The organism is uncultured Kordia sp. (assembly GCF_947489565.1).
Classification (GTDB): Bacteria; Bacteroidota; Bacteroidia; order Flavobacteriales; family Flavobacteriaceae; genus Kordia.
In genome coordinates this window covers 151,644-171,576 of sequence record NZ_CANLEA010000015.1, presented here as the reverse complement: position 1 = coordinate 171,576, position 19,933 = coordinate 151,644, and the positions used below count along the sequence as shown (strand labels likewise).

Here is a 19,933-nt window from a genome sequence, read left to right as displayed (position 1 = left end):
CAAACATGACCAATATCATTTTTTAAAAAATGGCAACTGTTTAGATTTGTCCGTATTATGTCAGATCTACAGATGAAAAATATATTATTACCGACCGATTTTTCAGAAAACTCCTGGAATGCCATTGCGTATGCGCTTGAGTTTTTAAAAGATACTACGTGTAATTTTTATATGCTGCATGTAGCCAATACAATCACGACAACGGATTGTAAAGCAGCGTTTCAAAAATTACAAACACGAATTTCTACTAAGTTTCCAAGCAATCAAAACCATCATTTTTTTACACTTATTGAATGTGATTCTTTTATCCAATCGGTTCGAAATCAAGTAGCAGATAAAAAGATTGACATTATTATTATGGGCGCCAAAGGAGCTAGTAGTGCACACACAAATATTATTGGAACGTATGCCGAAAATGTCATCAAAAAAGTAAAATGCAAACTCTTAATTGTTCCTGAGAATGCAACCTATACAATGTTTGACGAAGTTGCTTTTCCAACCGATTTCACCTTGGCTTCCGACATTCAAACCTTAGCGCCAATTCATTCGTTCTTAGATAAAAAAATTACTTCGCTTCGTGTTTTACATATCAATAAAGTCACCAATCATTTAAATCAACAACAACAAGCAAACAAAGCGCTTTTGGAAGATTTTCTAGAAGGACGTTCGTATAGTTTTCACTTTGTATCTAATGCAAATATTGAAACTGCTGTCGAAAATTTTATAACACGAAAAACCATTGATCTAATGATTATGGTGGCTAAAAACCTAAACTACTTTAAGCAAATTCTATTTCATTCGAATGTAGATCATATCAGCTATCACAGAAATATTCCTTTTTTAGTTTTGCATGAATAATTTTGTATAAAATAGACGCTTGGAGCTGATAAATATCATAGTTTTTGGCTGTAATACACTGTACTTTTAAATAACAATTTTAAATACGTACAGCAATGAAAAAAATACTTTTACCCACCGATTTTTCTGAGAATTCATTGAACGCTATTCGGTATGCTCTTCAATTATTTAAAGATCAAAAATGCAATTTCATCTTACTCAACACGTATACTCCTATCATTCATCATGTGGAATATATGAAAGCAGATGTTGCGCAGTTTGGACTGTTGGACGCCATGAAAGAAATCTCGCAAACTGGTTTAAAAACAGTGCAAGACACTATAGAAGCTGAATTTCAAAACCCAAATCATATCTTCTCGCGAATTTCTGCATTTAATATGTTGGTTTCAGAAATTGAGCTCTTGTACGAAGAAAATTCTATGGACATGGTTGTGATGGGAACACAAGGAGCTTCTGGCTTAAAAGAAGTCCTATTTGGCTCTAATGCAATTCATGTTTTAAAAAGTACTAAATGTCCACTGTTGGTTATTCCGAGTAAGTATTCCTATAAAGTACCTAATGAGCTTTTATTTCCCTCTGATTATGGTATTGATTTTACAGAAAAACACGTGGAAGAAATTAAAAATATTGCTGAGTTGCATGCGTCAACAATCAATATTATGCATGTTACCGTGGAAGATGAATTACCTCCTGCTAAAGAAAATAATAGACAACAATTAGCAAATTACTTCAAAGATATTCCACACACATTCCATAAAATTAATCATCATGATATTGGAATTGCCATTTCGGAGCTTCAATCAAAATCGCGCAACCAATTTCTAGTAATGATGAATAACAAACGATCGTTTTTTGAAAATTTATTTTTCGGTTCTAAAGTCAAGCGAATTGGATTGCATTTACGTACACCATTCTTGATTATTCCGGCTACAATCAGAAAATAAAATGTAAAAACTAATCCATTTTAAACACACTAATCAAATACAAACATCATGACAAAAATACTTTTACCCACCGATTTTTCAGACAATGCTTTGAGCGCTATCATGTATACTTTAAAGCTATATCAGCATGAAAAATGTACATGCTACTTATTGAATTCTTCCAATGTAAAATCGTCTCGCATCTCTAGTTTTTCCAATAAACTTTTAACCACCATGATTGAGAATGCAAAAAAAGATGTTTTACAACTCAAAGCACAAATAGAAAGCACGAATTCCAATTCCAATCATACATTTGAAGCCATCATCAGTATTGAAAATTTAGATGATGCTATTGAAACCTATATTCAAAAATATGACATTGATTTGGTAGTCATGGGAACAAAAGGTGCTACCGGCGCTAAAGAAATTCTTTTTGGCAGCAATACCACCAAAATTTTTAAGAAGGTAAAAAGTTGCCCTGTATTGGCGATTCCTAACAATTATACATTTGAGGTTCCAAAACAGATTGCTTTTCCAAGCGATTTCAATCGTGATTGTGACGCCAAAGAGTTGCATTATTTGAAAAATTTGGCGGATTTGCATCGTTCGAAAATTAGAATTATTCACATCAATGAAAATCAATTGCTGAACAAAAAACAAGAAAATAACTTGGCAACCTTAAATGAATATCTAAAAAATTATGAGCATAGTTTTCATCTCATTCCAAATTATGCAACTAAAGAAACTAGCATTCAAGACTTCATAGAAGAGTTGGGCATAGACATGCTCGCTATGGTAAATTATTCACACAGTTTTATTGACAGCATCTTGCGTGAACCTGTCATAAAGAAGATTGCTTTTCACCTCAAAGTTCCTTTTTTGGTAATTCCTGAATAAGCTGACAAAAGTCATAGTAATTCATTGCTAAGACTACTACTTTTAATACATACACTAAAAAATGAATCATCATGAGACGTAAAATATTAGTACCGACAGATTTTTCTAAAAATGCGTGGTTTGCCTTAAAATATGCCACACGATTATATATAGATGACGAATGTGACTTTTACCTTTTAAATGTGTTTTCTGCTTCTAAAAACTTAGTAGAAAGCTTGTTTACCATGGTGAAAGGAAGTGAATCTTACGAGACTGCAAAAGCAGCTTCTGAAAAAGAACTGAACAAAATCATAGGACTTTTAAAAGTAAGTGAACCCGAAGACATCAAACATACATATCATGTCATTGCAAGCTTTAATGATGTTATTGAAGCGATGAAAGACATTATAGAACAAAAGGATATTGAACTTGTGGTCATGGGCACAAAAGGAGAAACCAACAATCCGAAAGCTGTATATGGAAGTACGGCCATCTACGCAATGGAAAAAGTTAGAAATTGTCCAGTATTGGCTATTCCAGAAGACGCTTCGTACTCACTTCCGAAAGAAATTGTGTTTCCCGCCGATTTTGTATCAGGCTATAAACGAAGAGAATTACAATACTTAACCGATATCGCTAAAAAATGCAACGCCAATATTGCTGTTTTACATATTTCTGACAAGGAACTAAACACACAACAGAAAGAACAAAAGGAACTATTAGAAGAAATTTTTCAAGAAAACAGCTATTCGTTTCACTTTTTGCCATTGCATGCTATCAATGATGCTGTGAGCATTTTTATTGAAAGTAGAGAAAGTGATATGATTGCCTTCATTAATAAAAAGCATTCGTTTTTTGGAAGCGTATTCACAAATCCACTTGTAAAAGAAGTCACTTTTTTAAGAGTTCCCGTATTGGTATTGCACGATTTAAAAAATTAAAACTGAAAAATTATGAAGAAGACAGGAATATGGTTAGACAAAAACAAAGCATTCATTGTCACCTTACAAAATGAAAACGAAACATTAATAAGTATCAATTCAAACATAGAGCATTTTCGTCCACATGGCGGTTCGGGAACGCGCATGAAAGGTGGACCACAAGATGTGGTTCAGGATAGTAAATATTTGGAGCGTGAAAAGCAACAAATGAAACAATATTTTAAAGAAATAGCCTTTGAAATTAGAGATGCGGATGTTTTAGTGATTTTCGGTCCCGCAGGAACCAACGAAAAATTTGGGAAAGAATTACAAGAACATTACAAAACACTAAGTGCCAAAGTGAAAGAGATTGTCAAAGTAGACAGTATGACCGTGAATCAAGTAAAAGCTTTGGTACGAGACTTTTATCATTCAAAATAAACGCACTGTACAAAACTCCTATTGAACATGAAAACAACACAAACAACAACAAAATATATTGAATGGATCAGTGCTGAAGATATGCATACAGACTCATTGCATTGGTTATCGCAACTACGCTTTATAAAAGATGAACATCATTTTTTTGAACATTTGATCGCTACTTTTTCAAGAGAATTACAAGAGTTAGACATTTTTTCGAGCGATAAAGAAATCATTGATGCTATTACAAGATCGTTTCGAAAGACCAAACAACTTATTCAAATTGTAGTAACACATGAAAAGGAATTAACCATCATGTTAGATGCAATTGATCAACCTGAAGATGAAAAAAAATATAAGGAAACTCATCGACAGTTAACTTTAGAGATTGCTTCTTTTTTGAAAGAATATCGCTCACTAAAAACACAATTATTCCGCATTATTAAAGACATCAAAAAGGAAGATAAACTCCGCAGTTTGTTTGATAAAAATCATTAAAAAAAAACAATTATGAAACATACATTTTATATTCTATTCATAAGTACAATGCTTCTTACAGGCTGCACTACGACACAATTAGTTGATCATTGGAAAAATCCAGATATCGATCGTTATGAACCGCAAAAAGTATTGGTAGTTGGCTTGACTTCAAATACGGAAGCTCGCAAAAAATTTGAATTAAAACTCAAAGAAGAATTGGAAGCACGCGGAAGTGAAGCTGTGACTAGTTTAACCATTTTTGATCCTTCACTACGAACGGAAAAGATGACCGCATCAGAATTAAAAACCATTGAAAATAAGCTTATTGAAGATGGATTTGACACTATTTTATTGACTAAAATTATTGGCGTAGGAGATAAAATTCAATACAAAGAAAACTATCATGCATATGATGAAACGTATCGTAAGTTTAGCAATGAATATTTAAAATATCAAGATATCTACTACAATCCCGATTACTACGATTCGTATACAATATATCATTCCGAAACCTCTATGTATTGCATTTGTCCTACAAAAGATAGGGAATTGCTTTGGAAAGGATACATTGATATTATTGATCCAACTTCGGTGGAAGAATCTGTAACGGATTATGTATATATGGCGATTGCAGTATTGGAACATGAGCAACTTATCAAGTCCAAACCAGCAATGCCAAAAGAGAAGAAAGAAACGAAAGAAGAACTGATCAATTAATAGAAAACTATGAGAATCCTTTACCTAGTATCCATCGTATTTTTTATGGTGAGCTGTTCGGCTATTAAACGTAGTGATCGTTGGAAAAATCCTGAGTTTACTGAATTTAATCCGAAAAATATTTTGGTAGTTGGTGTTACGCCTGACTTTGAAGCGCGAAGCAATTTTGAATTTGTACTCGTAAAAGCATTAAATGCCCGAAATATCAATGCAATACAAAGTTCCGTTGTTTTTGAAAAATTATTTCAAGATACCACAAAGACTGAAGAAGAGATTGAAGCTCAAATCCATAAACTACTCACTGTTGACTACAATACTGTATTAATTTCTTCGGTAAAAGGTGTGCAAGAAAATGAATCAAGAAGTGGCGCTTCTCCAAAGTTTGATTATAACTTACAACGCTTTCTCGGTAGTTATTTAGCTTCTCGCGATGATTATTTTAGTCAAGATGATTATAAAAAATATAAGGTGTTTTACGTAGAAACCGCAATGTATACATTAAAAAAAGGGGAGGAAAAATCACTTGTTTGGTATGAAACATATACCATTATTGACCCAAGTAATATTGCTGAAATTACTGATGATTATGTCAAAGTAATTATAAAATCTATGGAAAAAGAAAAATTAATCTCTACAGAAAAATAATATAAAGCAACAAAAGCTTCTCTATACGGGAAGCTTTTTTATGAAACTCCGTCAACTTCAAATACAATATCAAAAGCATCTTCACTCCTACTGCAATATTGTAATATCAAATCTATCTTTTTTCGTTTTACTCCACAAATCACTATAGATCAACACACTACACTGTATCTCTATATTTCTATTTTTTCACGATAAGGAAAACCGCAAAAATATCACTGGCAATTGTTTTAAATTTGAGATAAAATAATCCTAATAAATTACGTTATAAATATGCATCTATGAACCCGAATTCTTTGATAAAATTAACATTAAAAACATTTTCTTATATTTAGTACAGATTCGTATTACATGAAGTATTAATAGCAATTCACAAACCGTATTAAGTTTATATTTTAAATTACAAAATCACTAACATTAATGTACAAATCCCTTAGAATACTAATATTACTTCTATTGTATTGCGTATCTACTTCTGTTTTAAAAGCACAAGATGTGGATTCGCTAGGCAATTTGTGGATTTTCACATTAGATAAAAGCAGGTCCATGACCGATAAAGGTTTAGGCTATAAAACCTATGTATTTCAAAAGCTCTTAGCTTCTGAATTATATGATGAAATCGATTTTTCTAAAGACCAATTTATCTTTTACAACAGTGGCGTTGTATGGATGCCCGGCAAATCGTTTCGAGCAGATCAAGTGCCTGCATACTTAAAAAGAGAAAATCGAAGACGTGAAAATTTCCGCGATCGGTTTATTCGGAAAGCAACCAAAACAAAAACTCCTATACAATTTGAAAATGCAACAATCTTTGAAGAGCGTTTTAAAGGAATTTATGGGATTTGGAACACTAAAAACTTTCCGTATGCCACTTCGTTTGTTTCGTTGATTCAACCGATAACATTGGCTTCTTTTCTAGAAGATTTCAAAGATTTGAAGCTTCTCAATTATAATAAAATCATTTTCTGTAGCATTACCGATGATGCCGATCAAACTGATCAGTGGTTACAAGATTATAAAACGATTCGAAAATTTGTTCCTAACAAACAAAAAGAAATTGATAGCACGCTGAGTGCTTTAATCTACAGTCCTTTCAATGTAAATAGTAAAGGTCGTGGCGAATTTTCAGCGATCTTTCCTCCTATTGAAAAAATTGGAAAACCCAAACTCTTTGCCTATCAATATACAACGAGACAAGGTTTGTTACAGTCCGCAACAACAGACACTTCTATAGAAATCAACACCAAAAAAAGTGATACTATTGAGTTAAAAATTAACTCAGAAACATCGCAAAATCATTTGATAAAATTAGATTCCATTTTAGTGAATGATGAACTCATACAACTTGCATATCCAATCATTTTAAAGAAAGATAGCATTCAAAAAATTCCAGTTGCGCTCAACAGTGTGTTTGACAACACTATTGCTCTTCGTGGCGTTGGACAAAAAATGTATACTGACGATCTGCTCGGAGAACGCATTCATAAAGTAAGCATTCATGAAAGTCATTCGGGAATCTATGCCGTGAATTCGCCGTTGCACCGTTCTTCTTTATATATGATTGGAACCATTATTTTAGCAATATTGCTGTTTTTGATAGGTAAATTCATCTACAAACTACACCTTCCAAAATGTATTATTATTGGACCTTCAGGCGAAACAACAATCATTAAAAATGGTTTTAAACGCTTTGAAAAGAAGCAAAAAATACAATATGCAGGATTTACGAAAGCGTTTAATATTATCTCTTCTGTACGACTTAAAAATCATTTTATTGACAATACAAAATTAGCGGTAGATACTTCATCCACAAAAAAATGGATTGCAGTCATTGCTAAAAAAAACCTGTTGTTTATTAATGATATTGAAGTATATCAATTTCAAAAAGGAGATACCAAACAAATTCAAGGTGTCGAAACTGCTTATCATGCTAAAATTCGAAAAAAATATGGTGATACATATGCTATTTACTTTATTCCATATCCGTCAAGTGATACGCAATTAAATTTCACGATGAAAGAAGATCCTTCTCAAAATGAGTATAGTATCCGAGCTGCGGTTATTGATCAAAATATGTTTAACACAGCCGTTGATATGCAGAATGAGCGCATGATTAGCAATTTGTATCTAAAAAATGACATTTCAACAACAACAAATTATATATTGTTGTGTAACAAAATTCAAGATGGAAACACTAGTCTTTTGTATGTAAATCTGATTCAATCATACAGTCTAAAAACGTTTTTACCAATTCAAATCGTAAAACAATATAAAATAAAACTGAACGAAACTGATGATTTAGAAAAACTCATCAATCATGAAGCTACTGCTTTAGAAAAAGAATTGAAACAGCAACACCAAAAAGCAACACTAAAAGTATACTATAAAAAAGATAGTGATACTGATGCATTGTTAGCAGTTGATTATCCGTTTTTCCCAGTGAATTTGTCGCTTTGCTCAAAAGAAACTAATACGTCAAAAACACAATTAGTACTTTATAATTCGGTAACTTACGACAAGGAAGCTGTAGAAAAAAACACATTGCGAATAAAGATAGAACGTCCAAGTGATGTTACCATTGAACCGTATTCTATCCAATTGATTTGGAATCCACATGCTTCGGTATATGGAATGCATTTAACAGATAGAACAACATATGCAATCAATGGAGAGAATTACTTAGATATCGGAAACCCTGATACTATCACACTTGATGTGACCAAAAATAATGACCAATATATCCTAAAATGTCAAGGACATACATTGCAAACGAATGTCCAAGATTATTTTTATAAACCAATACATAATGAATAATAGATTTTTACCGATAAAAGTCGCCAATAAAGAATTGTCGATCAACTTAAGTATTGATCCAAAATCGTGGTACGATCCAGCATTTGTTGTGGTGAATAGCAATCACAAATTGCTGCTCAGTATTCCCGAAAAAACGTCTATTATTCCTGAACATACATCAAAAGCGGCATTGAATCCAAGAGTGTTGAATGAAAAACTTGTCGAAGTTGATACGGTGCCTGTTTGGGAAGTTACTATTGGTTTAGGTGATTATGGCGAAGACGAACAAGGAGAAATTGGCACCTACTTTACAGGAGAAACCAACAATTCAAAAAAGCAAGGTTTAAAACTAAATTTCACAGGAAATAGCATCCGAACTTTATCCGATTGGGGCGCAATTCACGTACATTTTCATTATAAAGAAGCAGGTGAAGAAGTGCGTTTTGGTTCCTGTTATTTAATTGTAAGTAAAGAGGAAAATAAATTTGGGAGTTTGAATATTGATTTAGGTTCGGAAGCTACTCAAATGGCATATTTGCCTATCGAGAAACATTCGCCAGGAATTAGTCCTGTAGCAACCAATATTTCCATCATCAACGAAATCAAAAAAGGCTATGCACAACTGCATGTAGGCGATCATAAAACTGATTATATTCAACGTGACAAAACAGACGAAGATTTATACAAAACAGGAAAAATCATTTATAAAAGAAAAGGAACTTTATCTTCAAGTTATGATGATCCATCTTGCGTAATGGCATTATTATCTGATCGTAGCTTTTTAGATCCTACGCGTATTGCCAATTACAACAAAGCCAACAACCCAATGTTGTGGGACTGGAAAACCCATGAAAGCACCTATACAGGAACAGCAAATGTTTTTAATGAAAAAGAAGCGTATATAGAAAAGATTCAAGACAATTTAACCATGATTGGCAATTTAAAACTTGCCTATCTCGATCCTTCTGCCGCAACGAACATTGAGTTGGATGGAAAAGGTATGACTGGTGGTACCAAAAGTGAAGACAATTTGGTGGAACTGATCTCTTATATTTATCAAATATTGATCGGAATTGGAACACGCGAAATGAAAAAAGGGAAAAATGCCTTGTTCATGCGTTTATTATTGTTAATGCCCAATGTATACGATCAAGATCGTGTGAATAATATATTAAGAAGTCTCAATAAAAAATTCAATAAAGAATTTATAGCACACTTTTTCACAGATCGCGATGCAACTCGAACACTCGAAACACCCATTGTAATAGAAGCATTTGCCATTTCGGAAAGTGATGCCTCTTTGATTGGCTATTTGCGAAACAACTCATTACGTGTAAACAACAAACGAGAAGATATTGACATCAATGATCGTTTTTTAATTATTGATGCCGGAAGAGGAACAATAGATTATTCTATTTTAGAATTTCAAGGAAGCGAATCTTACACGTGTATTGATCGTGGCGGAATGGCGGGCGCAGGACAGTATTTGACAAACATTTTTCTAAAAGCTGTCGGTAGCCTTTTTTCTGAAAAATATGGAAGTCCCGAAAAATATAGTGCGTTCATTCAACGCGTAGATATGGTACAAGCGTTGGTACTGGAAGAATTCTATGAACGTTTGAAAATGAATTATTCTATTGAATACCACAAGAATATTGAAGAAGCACCATTTTTCCAACAGTTTCTCAAACATATTGACAATGCTGATGATCGACTTGCCATTGAAGTACTTCGAAACAGTTTTGATCAATTAGACAAAGACAATGCGTGGGTTTTTACAGTGGAAAGACCGAAAGATTTTATAGAAGCACAATCGCTCAATTTGGTGGAAACCTTGGTCGAAAATTTAGTAGAAGGAAATCAAGGTGCATTTCTCACAGGTATAAAATATATTGTACTAAGCGGTCGCGGAATGAAATTTGACTTATTCCGGTCGCAATTACAAGCAACACTTGAGAAACGTGTAAAATATACGTCGATTAAAAACTGGTTAGGAAAAGTAAAAGATCATAAATCGGTTATTTTTCCAGATTTTATGAGCTCTAAAGATTTAAAGAAAAAGGCCGTAAACTTAAAGCGTATTACCAACTTTTCTGTGAACTCGAATAGTAATTTATTAATTACGTTCGACAATGAATCAGAAAACAATTCGTTATTTTCAGGTGTAGCTATTGAAGAAAATCAATTACGTCGATTTAACTATAGCTATTCTCCTAGTAGAAGTCAAAACAGAGACCATTCTGATGATGAAATAACAAGTATCTATTACTTAGGAATGCAATCTGACTTTGCCTTTTTACTCGGAAGTAATGCAAAAATGTATTATCCTGCACAAGCAGAACGAAATAATGATTACAGAAACTTTTTAAATGATACACTTTTTGGCCCAGGACAATCTATGAAGGCAAATCCTGATATGTATAACCGATTTATCAAAGAAATATCATATTTAGGAATCAACAAAACAATTACAAAACCAAAAGAAGAAGTTAGCATAACGCCAGACATTCCTAAAAAAGAAGAAAAAGAAACCACTGAAAGTTTTCTGGCAACACCAAAAAAAGAAAGCACAGATACCAATAATAAAAAAAGTTCTAGCGATCTTTTAGGTGACTAAATTAACAACCAAGTATAAAATTGATGATGACTAAAAAAACGATAAACTCCATACTCTACGCTCTAGTTTTGCTGCTTTTTATTCTGTTGTTTGTATTTACAGGATCGTCTGAAAAAGTAGTAAAGCAATTTGCGCCTGCTACAGCACAAACCATTTCTAATGAAGATGTGGTAAAAACACTCAATCTGCAACCCTACAATGAGTTGCAAACAGAAGTTGCTGATTTACAAACCAAAGTCAACGACACTACAAATTTGCTGTATTTTAAAAGACAAGGGAAAACGGTTTTTGTGCAATTGCTTGATCATACTGGAACGGCTTCGCAACCTATGATATTAACGTTGGACGATACAGATACGTATAACTTCAATTTTTCGGATTATAAAGACAATGATTTTGCGATATTGATAAAATCAAACATGGGAAATGTTGCTTTAAACCCGAATTCCAAATGGACTGAAAGTAAATATGCTTCTGCAGACTTTCCTGCATTACTTGGTTGGAATGCTGCTTTTACAGACAAATTTAAAACGCTTCGTAAGCAAAAAGTAACTCAAAATGGCGCGCAAGTTGGTGCTAATACTACAAAATCTATTCATTTCTTTTTGTGGAGTACAATTGAGTATCTGAAATCTGAACAAAAAGACAAACTGTTGTATACGATTGTAAAAGATGGAAACAAATATAGTAGTACTTCTGATTTCTTTGATTTTAATCATAAAACAACAAGAATCAATCATATAAACGATTCTACAAATCAAATAAAAGCGTACAAAGAAAAATTCAAGAATGCGACCTCAAAAAGTTTTACATTCACTAAAAACAATGATGAACTTACGCTAGTAACTGATGAAGAAACGATTGTAATTCCAATTCGTGCTGGAGATGCTATTAGTGTTGCCAACATCGGAAAAATAGCTCCAACTGTTGAACAAACGGTCAAAAAAGCTTTAACGCCAATTCTCACTAACTTACAAAAAACAGATGCTTCTATTTCTAATTGGACACAAACAAAATATAAGAAAACTACCTTCGCAAAAGCCTTGGACTTGCCAATTCGAACATCAAGATGGAAACAATTTGTAGCCGTAAACAAAGCCGAAGATGTATTCGATTTCTTTATAGAAACCATCGCTTTTCAGCTCGATGAAACCAATCACAATGCTGTAACGCTTGAAGCAAATACAATTTCTCTAGAAACTACAAGCAAACTTACTTCTACAGGAAATGCATTAAGTACAAACATATTGTTAGGTTTAGGTATTTTGACATCTCTATTTTTACTTATTCGAGAACAATTACCACAAGTATTTTCTCGGAAGAAGGATGAAGATGAAGATGAAGATGAAGTTGAAGTTGAAGTTGAAGTTGAGACTGAACTTGAAAACGAAATTGAAGATGAACTTGAAGTTGAAGTTGAAACTGAAACTGTTGTAAATGTGCAGCAAGATACCATCGTAGCGAACACAAAATCTGATGAAGAGATTGTTCAACATAAACTAAAAAATATCAACTCGTTGCAAGAAGTTTCAAAGCTTCCGTGGACTGCTACTATTCAAAAAGATTTAGCGTTTTTAATTCGACACAAAGAAGAATTCTCAAAACTCATCTTCGCAAAAGACAAAGAAGAAAGTGTATTTCTCAACACATTAGAAGAAGTATATCCAAGACAAATAAACAAACTTGCTTCACAAAAAGAAAATGCTGAACTCTGGAATGATTTTACAGCTGTAGAAACTAAAAGTGAGCTGAAAAAGTTCTTGAAGAGTCATAAAAATGCGATCAAAGGACTTCCAGACTTGTTAGAAATTGGTTTGAAATATGAACAATTTGACACTTCAAAAAGTTTTATTGAAGCCTTGAAAGTGCTAGCACAAGAGAAAAAATTCACCAACGAAATAGATGTTTTATCCAAACTGAAAGACAAATATCCAAAGGATAGTATTGATTCTATAATCAACTTTATCACCAATACGGATGCCACATTGAGTAAAGGTGCTAAAACGGCAAATTCTGTTCCTGAATTGTTACCATATGTAGCGACTTGGTATAAAACATATACTGGAAAAAACGCTCCTTGGAACAACGTAATAGAGAAAGTTGCGGCTAAACAACAACAAATTCAGAAGGAGACGAATACGGTTCATAAATTAGCGCACATTCAAGATTTATATCAACTGATTACGAACCATAAAGAAGATGTGCTAACCGAATTATTGACACAGTTCAAAAAAGAAACGCACAAGCTAAAGCAAGATGCTGCGCAACAAATTGACACGATAGAGAAAGCTTCCGCTGAAAAGATTAAAGCTACCGAAAAAACGGCTGCAGAACGTGTGGCAACTACCCAAAAAGCAGCTGAAACTGAAATTTCAAACATCAAAGCACAAGCACAACAAACGTATGAAGCATTAGAAACTTCAAAGAAAACAACAGATAATAACAATAAACTAGCCGAGAAGTATTTTGCCAATTTATACGATCCGCATATCAAAGAATTCCAAAACAAAGCAAGAGATTTTGACAATGCAGAATTGACAAAACGTTTGGCATTTATTGCGTTTAACGCGATGGATTTAGCCAAATTTGTCAATGATAATTGGAGTGCTGATGTAAAAACGGAAGGGAATATTAGACGAATTTTGCGTAGAGAATCACTCAGCGAAATTCCTAAAGAAAATTTTGATCCTAATGCAGCTACGAGTTACATCAATACGATTGTTGCATTTTTACACAAAAACGGCGTCAAAGAAGTTGAACATTTGATTGATGGTATTGACATCAACGAAGAATTAAAAGGTTTACACTAAAAAAAGAGAAGTCCCATGCTCAGTTTCTATTTACTCATTAGTATCGTAGTTCTTGTTGTAAGCTTGCTCATTTCATCATCGCAAAACAACGGAAAAAAGATAGTCTTGTTCTCACTTACAACTCTTATGGTTGTTAGTGTATGGGTTTTGGCGCGTTATATTCGATCGAGCGATACCGAATTTTACAAAAATGTAGAAACACACGCAATTGAACATTTGGGATATGATTTTTCCAATACGCATGAATTGAATTTGATGAACGCAGACAAACCTGCAACTGCTTTATTCGATGAAGAACAAGGAGAATTCACAATCAAAGTAGACTCCACAAATACAGAAACACCTTTTGAAATTACCTATAAAGATTTAGGAAAACCGTTATTAGTTTCTATAAATGATGCAGGAACTAATTATAAAATTGCGAATACATCACTTCCTGTTTGGAATCCGAAAGAAACACTAGACATTCCGTTTTCTAGCAATCGAAAACTAGCGTGTTCTTATTATGTAAATGATAAAAAAGAACATTATTTCATTTTCGAATTTGATGAAAATATAAAGGAAGGTATTAAAGTCATAGACACTATAAAACGTTCTAAACTCAATATTGGCTATCCAGTTTTAGATATGGTAGAGGAATGTTTTGATATTGAATTGTCTGACACCGAGATTGAAACCTTGGAGGAAACGTATATTGTTCGAAGTAAAATTTATAACAATCCAAGCAAGCACACACCTGCACTATTACATTTATATCCAGGAAAATTAGCGACAAAAAGCAATGCAACTTTAGGATCTCAAAACTTTGATCCTGAAATAAATGCACAAAAAATTACACTCAAAAACAAAAGCTATTTCTATATTGGTATTGGACAAAATAAAAGTGCGAAGCTTCAGCTAAAATATCAAGAAAATCGTTCGTTACTCAGACATAAATCACCTGTTCGTTATCCATTATATTTTAACGATTCCATCAAAACTGCCGAATTGTTAATTTCCACTTCTGTGGATGATATCATTAAAAGTTCGCGTGAATATAGTGGTGTCATTAATTTTGAAGGAAGAAGCACGTTTGACAATCAACATCATATCAATGCATCTATAAAATATGCCATTGAAGATGGACAAACACAGTTAAATGCAATAAAAATAGACAACAATTCGGGCGATCTTGAGCTCGAAAAAATTAAAGAAAATGAATCTTTTGCTCTAAAAACAAATACCAAAGCGGTTGATTATATAGTGCAAATCAAAAATTATAATAACAACACATTGACCAATTGGTATTGGTTGCCATTTTTCATTCTGATCATTGCGGCGATATTCTTTTACTTTTTAATTCATAAATGGAGAAATAGTATTGGTTTTTCTGGGAAAAAAGCAACAGCAGAAGCTAAACTACTCAATACTTTAAAAATTGAATATGCCATCTATTGGGTCATTGCGGTTTTCTTGACTGTTAGGATTTATTTATTATGGCGAATGTACGCGTTTCCACCATTGGAAGACATTACGTTCTTTGAATTTCAGGAACTTCAAAACATGGATTCTTTCAATTGGACAGTCATTGCTTTGATAGGATTCTTAGTATTTCGATTTGCGTATTTCTATATCAAAATCCAAGAAATACCCATTCCTTTTGCACACAAGCTGGAAGAAATCATTCATAAAATCAATCTAAAGCCACTGTATTTTAAACTCGGAATTCTTGTCGGAATTTGGGCTGCGGTCGTTGTCTTTTTATTCATTGCGAAAGTTGCTATTAGCTTTGTATTTATCTTAGCTTCTATCCTACTTCCGTTGTTTACCTTTATTTATATTGATAGTAAAATTCCTGAAGATTCGGAAGATTCTATTTGGATGATGTTGGGTAAGCGTGTGATAAACTTTGGAATTTATGTTTTTCTCTACTTTTTCTTTGATGCAGGATTTTGTTTGATTGCGCTCGCTGTAGGTTCTTTTTACTTTTTGATTAAAAACACCTATTTCTTACTCAAACAGAAACGAAAAAAACGAAAAAAGTACGCCATACTCACAGGATTTTATCTATTTGTATTTTTCTGTGTGTTCTTTGCGCATTATATCATTCCGCAAATTCCAATTTTAAAAAATGCAAGTAATGGAAGAATTGCTGCTAGAGGAAAAATTATTTATACAACGCCTGGAGAAATGCTGTTGGATACCGATTTCAATTCTACCAAAGCAAGACGTATTTTGTGGGCTTCTGAAAGTCATTGGTTTGCCAACAACCATTTGTATGAACGTGTCAAAAACAAAGCAGGTTATCATTTTCCAAACATTCGCACGCAGTACAATTCTAGAGGTGTGAGTTTAACGGTGCAAACGCGAGAATTTGTCGTATTGCGCTATTTGATCTTTGAACATAATATTTGGTTACCAATATTGCTCATTGCGCATTTTCTTGCTTTATTACTTGTTGTAGGTTACTATTATTATCCAAAGAAACATACCGACCCAATTCATTATTTTAAAACATTAGGCGCCGTTTCCTTGTTCCTTATTCTGAGTATTATCATGTATTTGGTCTGTATCAATAGTGTCATATTTATTGGACAAGATTTTCCTTTCTTAACACTTACAGGAAAAGCTGCCATCGTGATTCCTTTTGTATTGATTGGTTACCTCATATATCATCTTAATTATAAAAACATAGATCATGTACAGGAAAAAGCACCTGCACAACTTCGTGTTCCTGCGTTTGTATTGTCTGGAATCTTGGTATTTATTATTGGCATAAAAGTGTTCAGTACGTTGCGTGCAATGAACGATCCGGATATGATTACCCATGAAGCTACACAACCTGTAGAACGCTTGAAAGGTTTTGTGGATATCATGAATTCAGATTTTAGAAGCATTCAAAAAGAATACAAACGTTCGGAAGGATTGCGCTCTTTAAATTACAAAGATGTTCCTCAAATTTTAGATGCGTATTTAGGAGATACTGAAGATGCACGTTTTAAGAAAATTGATACGATGGTGAACAATTATGTCAAAGAAGTACGAGATGCCAACTATTTAAAATCGGCTCTCAAAAGTTTTGACATGAACGAAGCGAAAAACTTAGAGCATATTTTACACATTCGTAAAAAACGCTATTCAGATCAGTTTGAATTTGTGGTAAATAGTAGTTATTACCGTATCAAACCAATTTTTGAAAGCTCGAAAGATAATCAAGATTGGCGTGGTGATTTACTAGCGATGGAAACTCCAAATCAATATTATTTGCAACCTGTACAACAGAAAAAACGAGATTCTATTTTTAAACGTGGACAATTGATAAACCGTCGTACGAAAGATTATGAATCAATTCCATTAGATCGAAAGTTGTTTGGAACTTCCTTTGCAAAATCGAAAATGATCAAACTGTATCGTGTGCCAAGTAAATGGTTGTTTAGTGAAGATGATGCGATTGTCGCCAAAATTAGCAATGCTGTTAAAACAAAGGAAATTGATTTATCAAACAGAACACGCATCTATAAAAAAGCCAGAAACAATTCTAATTTCCCAGATTTTATCTTGAACAATGGCGATATTTTTAAAATTGAAGATTATAGGCCATTGCGCTTGACTTATAATTCAGAAAATTATCTGGCATTAAATTATAATTATAACGGAAAGCAACGCTTTTTCTATCCGTTAGGTAAAGGAATGATTTGGGCATATAATTATTCCAAGTTATTAGAAAAAAATTACGAAAAAACACCGCCTAAAGAAGGCAAACGCTCTACGTTTGATTTTCAATTGCAACAAGATTTATACGATTTAGCAATTAATAAAGAAATTCACAACGATTTCTTCTTAACGGTTATGGATGGAGAAGGACATGTACGCGCTATGTTTGATTATAACCGAGGAAAAGAAAACTATAAAATTAATCCGAACGATCATAGAAAATTAAATCAGATTTACGAAGAAATCTACTTTAATACACGCCAAGAAGATTTAACACTCGGTACGCGAAATATCCGTAAAATGAATGCTTCTGGAGGATTTGGTTCTACGATAAAACCAATAGTGTATAGTGCCGTTACTTCGCAGCAAAAAATTAATTGGGACGCCATTAAACTGAACAATATGTACAGTGATGAAATTTATTCTGCTCCAAAAAAGAAGACACTCAAAGGCGAGCAAGTAAAATATTTCGGAAATAAACGTTTAGTCGCACCTTGGTTGGAAGCTCGAGGAGAATTTAAAGGTGAAATTGACAATAAAACCTATATTTTAAAATCGAAAAACGCGTATAACGGAATGATGATGTTGTTGGGAAGTTATTCCAATAAGCGATTAAAAAACTATCGAAAAGATATTTTACGTCCAGATTCAGATACGATTGAAATGCGCGAACGCTTCCCTAGATTTACTATTGATGGACGTAATTATGTACTTTCAGAAGATTTTTACGATAAGCTTCCGCAAGAGTCGAATACGGATTATGTATTGCGTTCAGGATTGATATTCAATTTTAATTTCGACACATCTCATGACAAAATGAATACTAGTATCGATTCTTCTTTTGTCGTATTTAACAGTGAAAATAAAATCAATACCTTTCATAAAACAGAAGAATTATTCAGCAAAGCCATTCGAAATAGTAATTTTAATTACCAATGGGTTTTCCCTGAAAAGCAATCGTTTATAAAAAACTCCACCAATATTCCAGGAGAAGATTTACGAAATAATATTATCAATCCTGCTAAAGGAGGAAGTCCGTTTGAGTTGACACAATTAGGAATGTTGGAGAATATAGTTCGGCTGTTCAAACTAAATTCTGATGTAAAAGCAGCAGTTCAAGAACAAAAAGACAGCACATATTCAAAAATGAATTTTGCTGTAAACGATTGGACAGATGAAGCGTACAAAGATTTTGTAAAGAAAAATATTTTTGAAACCATGCACAATGTTCCTAAAAAAGGAACCGCACAAGGTGTATTTAAATACAAAAATACTTTCAAAGCCTACAATACAAAAACGGAAGAAGATGTTACTTTTTATGTCTATGCTAAAACTGGAACGCATAATAGCAAACGAAACGAAGTCAACGATAAATCGCTCGTCATTGTAATTAGTGATGTTGATTTGACCTTGCCTAACTATGAAACCGAGCCAAAATTGTACACTATGTTATTGACAATTAACGGTGTAAAAAATTCAGAGTACCAGAAAAAACAAAGAAAACTCTTTGACTTAATTATAAAATCAGAATCTTTTAAACTGTATTACGATTTATGAGAACGCGTTCTAAACATACAAAACCGATATACAAGTTGTTAGGAGTGGTATTTTTGATTGCTTTCGCCATTGGTACTTGGATTATTTGGAGTTACAGCATCAAAAAAAGTAAAATTGAACTGAATAAAGATGTCGCTTTTGAAGCCAACCGAACTATTTTGAAAATGAAAAAAGACAGTTTGGTCATGATTCTTAGCAAATGGCAAGCTGAAAAACCAAAGAGATTCTCCAAAGTTGAAATCGAAGACAATTGGATTGTTTGGTCGTATAATAAACGTTACCAAAAAGGAATTATGTTAGAAATTTTTGGAGATGAAGCTACGTATAAAAGGGATTCTACTGTTTTTAAAAATGATATTAAGAACTTACAATTACGTTTCAAAGCACAAGCAGATACTGCCTATGTGTACGTTCGTTTGATCACGCAGTACTATTCTGTGTTAGATCAATTCAAGGAAACGTCGAAAGTAAAAAGTCGAAAGTCGGAGTAAATACCTAAAGCATTTCATTTACAAAAGGTTATAAAAACAACAATTCTACACTTTCTATACGATCTTTGAGAAAAAAACTATTTCCATATATCAGTATTTTGTATATTTAGATAAAAATCTCCCCATCTCTAGT

Annotated in this window: 13 protein-coding genes; all 13 read left to right on the top strand. The window is 33.1% G+C overall.

The annotated features are described in order from the left end of the window. Positions 1-72: 72 nt before the first annotated feature. The 13 genes from Q0845_RS19500 (at position 73) to Q0845_RS19440 (ending at position 19,800) form a co-directional block, all read left to right on the top strand. Entirely contained in the window at positions 73-858 is a 786-nt protein-coding gene (locus tag Q0845_RS19500) for a universal stress protein (protein ID WP_298516803.1), read from the top strand. 95 nt (positions 859-953) lie between these two features. Continuing rightward, entirely contained in the window at positions 954-1,802 is an 849-nt protein-coding gene (locus Q0845_RS19495; RefSeq protein ID WP_298516800.1) for a universal stress protein, read from the top strand. Positions 1,803-1,850: 48 nt separating this feature from the next. Then, positions 1,851-2,678, top strand: a complete 828-nt coding sequence (locus Q0845_RS19490) for a universal stress protein (RefSeq protein WP_298516798.1) — start codon at positions 1,851-1,853, stop codon at positions 2,676-2,678. Between the two features lie 71 nt (positions 2,679-2,749). Beyond that, complete coding sequence (locus tag Q0845_RS19485; protein ID WP_298516797.1) at positions 2,750-3,598, top strand: universal stress protein; 849 nt, start codon at positions 2,750-2,752, stop codon at positions 3,596-3,598. Between the two features lie 12 nt (positions 3,599-3,610). Continuing rightward, positions 3,611-4,018 carry a hypothetical protein gene (locus tag Q0845_RS19480; protein ID WP_298516795.1) on the top strand — a complete coding sequence of 136 codons (408 nt, stop codon included), beginning with the start codon at positions 3,611-3,613 and terminating at the stop codon, positions 4,016-4,018. Positions 4,019-4,045: 27 nt separating this feature from the next. Continuing rightward, a complete protein-coding gene (locus Q0845_RS19475; protein ID WP_298516793.1) occupies positions 4,046-4,498 on the top strand; it encodes a hypothetical protein in 453 nt (150 codons plus the stop codon). A 12-nt stretch (positions 4,499-4,510) separates the two neighbouring features. Then, positions 4,511-5,197, top strand: coding sequence for a hypothetical protein (locus Q0845_RS19470; protein WP_298516791.1), 687 nt, complete (start codon positions 4,511-4,513; stop codon positions 5,195-5,197). Positions 5,198-5,206: 9 nt separating this feature from the next. Beyond that, positions 5,207-5,842 carry a hypothetical protein gene (locus Q0845_RS19465; protein WP_298516789.1) on the top strand — a complete coding sequence of 212 codons (636 nt, stop codon included), beginning with the start codon at positions 5,207-5,209 and terminating at the stop codon, positions 5,840-5,842. Positions 5,843-6,385: 543 nt separating this feature from the next. Further along, positions 6,386-8,653 (top strand): hypothetical protein, encoded by a 2,268-nt coding sequence (locus tag Q0845_RS19460; RefSeq protein WP_298516787.1) that lies wholly within the window; start codon positions 6,386-6,388, stop codon positions 8,651-8,653. After that, positions 8,646-11,249, top strand: a complete 2,604-nt coding sequence (locus Q0845_RS19455; RefSeq protein WP_298516785.1) for a hypothetical protein — start codon at positions 8,646-8,648, stop codon at positions 11,247-11,249. The genes Q0845_RS19460 and Q0845_RS19455 overlap by 8 nt, the downstream gene beginning before the upstream one ends. A gap of 23 nt (positions 11,250-11,272) precedes the next feature. Beyond that, on the top strand, positions 11,273-14,059 hold the full coding sequence (locus tag Q0845_RS19450) for a hypothetical protein (protein WP_298516783.1): 2,787 nt from the start codon (positions 11,273-11,275) through the stop codon (positions 14,057-14,059). Between the two features lie 15 nt (positions 14,060-14,074). Next, positions 14,075-19,309, top strand: a complete 5,235-nt coding sequence (locus tag Q0845_RS19445; protein WP_298516781.1) for a hypothetical protein — start codon at positions 14,075-14,077, stop codon at positions 19,307-19,309. After that, on the top strand, positions 19,306-19,800 hold the full coding sequence (locus tag Q0845_RS19440; RefSeq protein WP_298516779.1) for a hypothetical protein: 495 nt from the start codon (positions 19,306-19,308) through the stop codon (positions 19,798-19,800). The genes Q0845_RS19445 and Q0845_RS19440 overlap by 4 nt, the downstream gene beginning before the upstream one ends. Positions 19,801-19,933: the final 133 nt, after the last annotated feature.

Coding starts and splice junctions, on each gene's coding strand:
- Q0845_RS19450 (WP_298516783.1), top strand. CDS start 11,273: ATGATGACTAAAAAAACGATAAACTCCATACTCTACGCTCTAGTTTTG.
- Q0845_RS19440 (WP_298516779.1), top strand. CDS start 19,306: ATGAGAACGCGTTCTAAACATACAAAACCGATATACAAGTTGTTAGGA.
- Q0845_RS19495 (WP_298516800.1), top strand. CDS start 954: ATGAAAAAAATACTTTTACCCACCGATTTTTCTGAGAATTCATTGAAC.
- Q0845_RS19500 (WP_298516803.1), top strand. CDS start 73: ATGAAAAATATATTATTACCGACCGATTTTTCAGAAAACTCCTGGAAT.
- Q0845_RS19465 (WP_298516789.1), top strand. CDS start 5,207: ATGAGAATCCTTTACCTAGTATCCATCGTATTTTTTATGGTGAGCTGT.
- Q0845_RS19475 (WP_298516793.1), top strand. CDS start 4,046: ATGAAAACAACACAAACAACAACAAAATATATTGAATGGATCAGTGCT.
- Q0845_RS19485 (WP_298516797.1), top strand. CDS start 2,750: ATGAGACGTAAAATATTAGTACCGACAGATTTTTCTAAAAATGCGTGG.
- Q0845_RS19455 (WP_298516785.1), top strand. CDS start 8,646: ATGAATAATAGATTTTTACCGATAAAAGTCGCCAATAAAGAATTGTCG.
- Q0845_RS19480 (WP_298516795.1), top strand. CDS start 3,611: ATGAAGAAGACAGGAATATGGTTAGACAAAAACAAAGCATTCATTGTC.
- Q0845_RS19460 (WP_298516787.1), top strand. CDS start 6,386: ATGACCGATAAAGGTTTAGGCTATAAAACCTATGTATTTCAAAAGCTC.
- Q0845_RS19490 (WP_298516798.1), top strand. CDS start 1,851: ATGACAAAAATACTTTTACCCACCGATTTTTCAGACAATGCTTTGAGC.
- Q0845_RS19470 (WP_298516791.1), top strand. CDS start 4,511: ATGAAACATACATTTTATATTCTATTCATAAGTACAATGCTTCTTACA.
- Q0845_RS19445 (WP_298516781.1), top strand. CDS start 14,075: ATGCTCAGTTTCTATTTACTCATTAGTATCGTAGTTCTTGTTGTAAGC.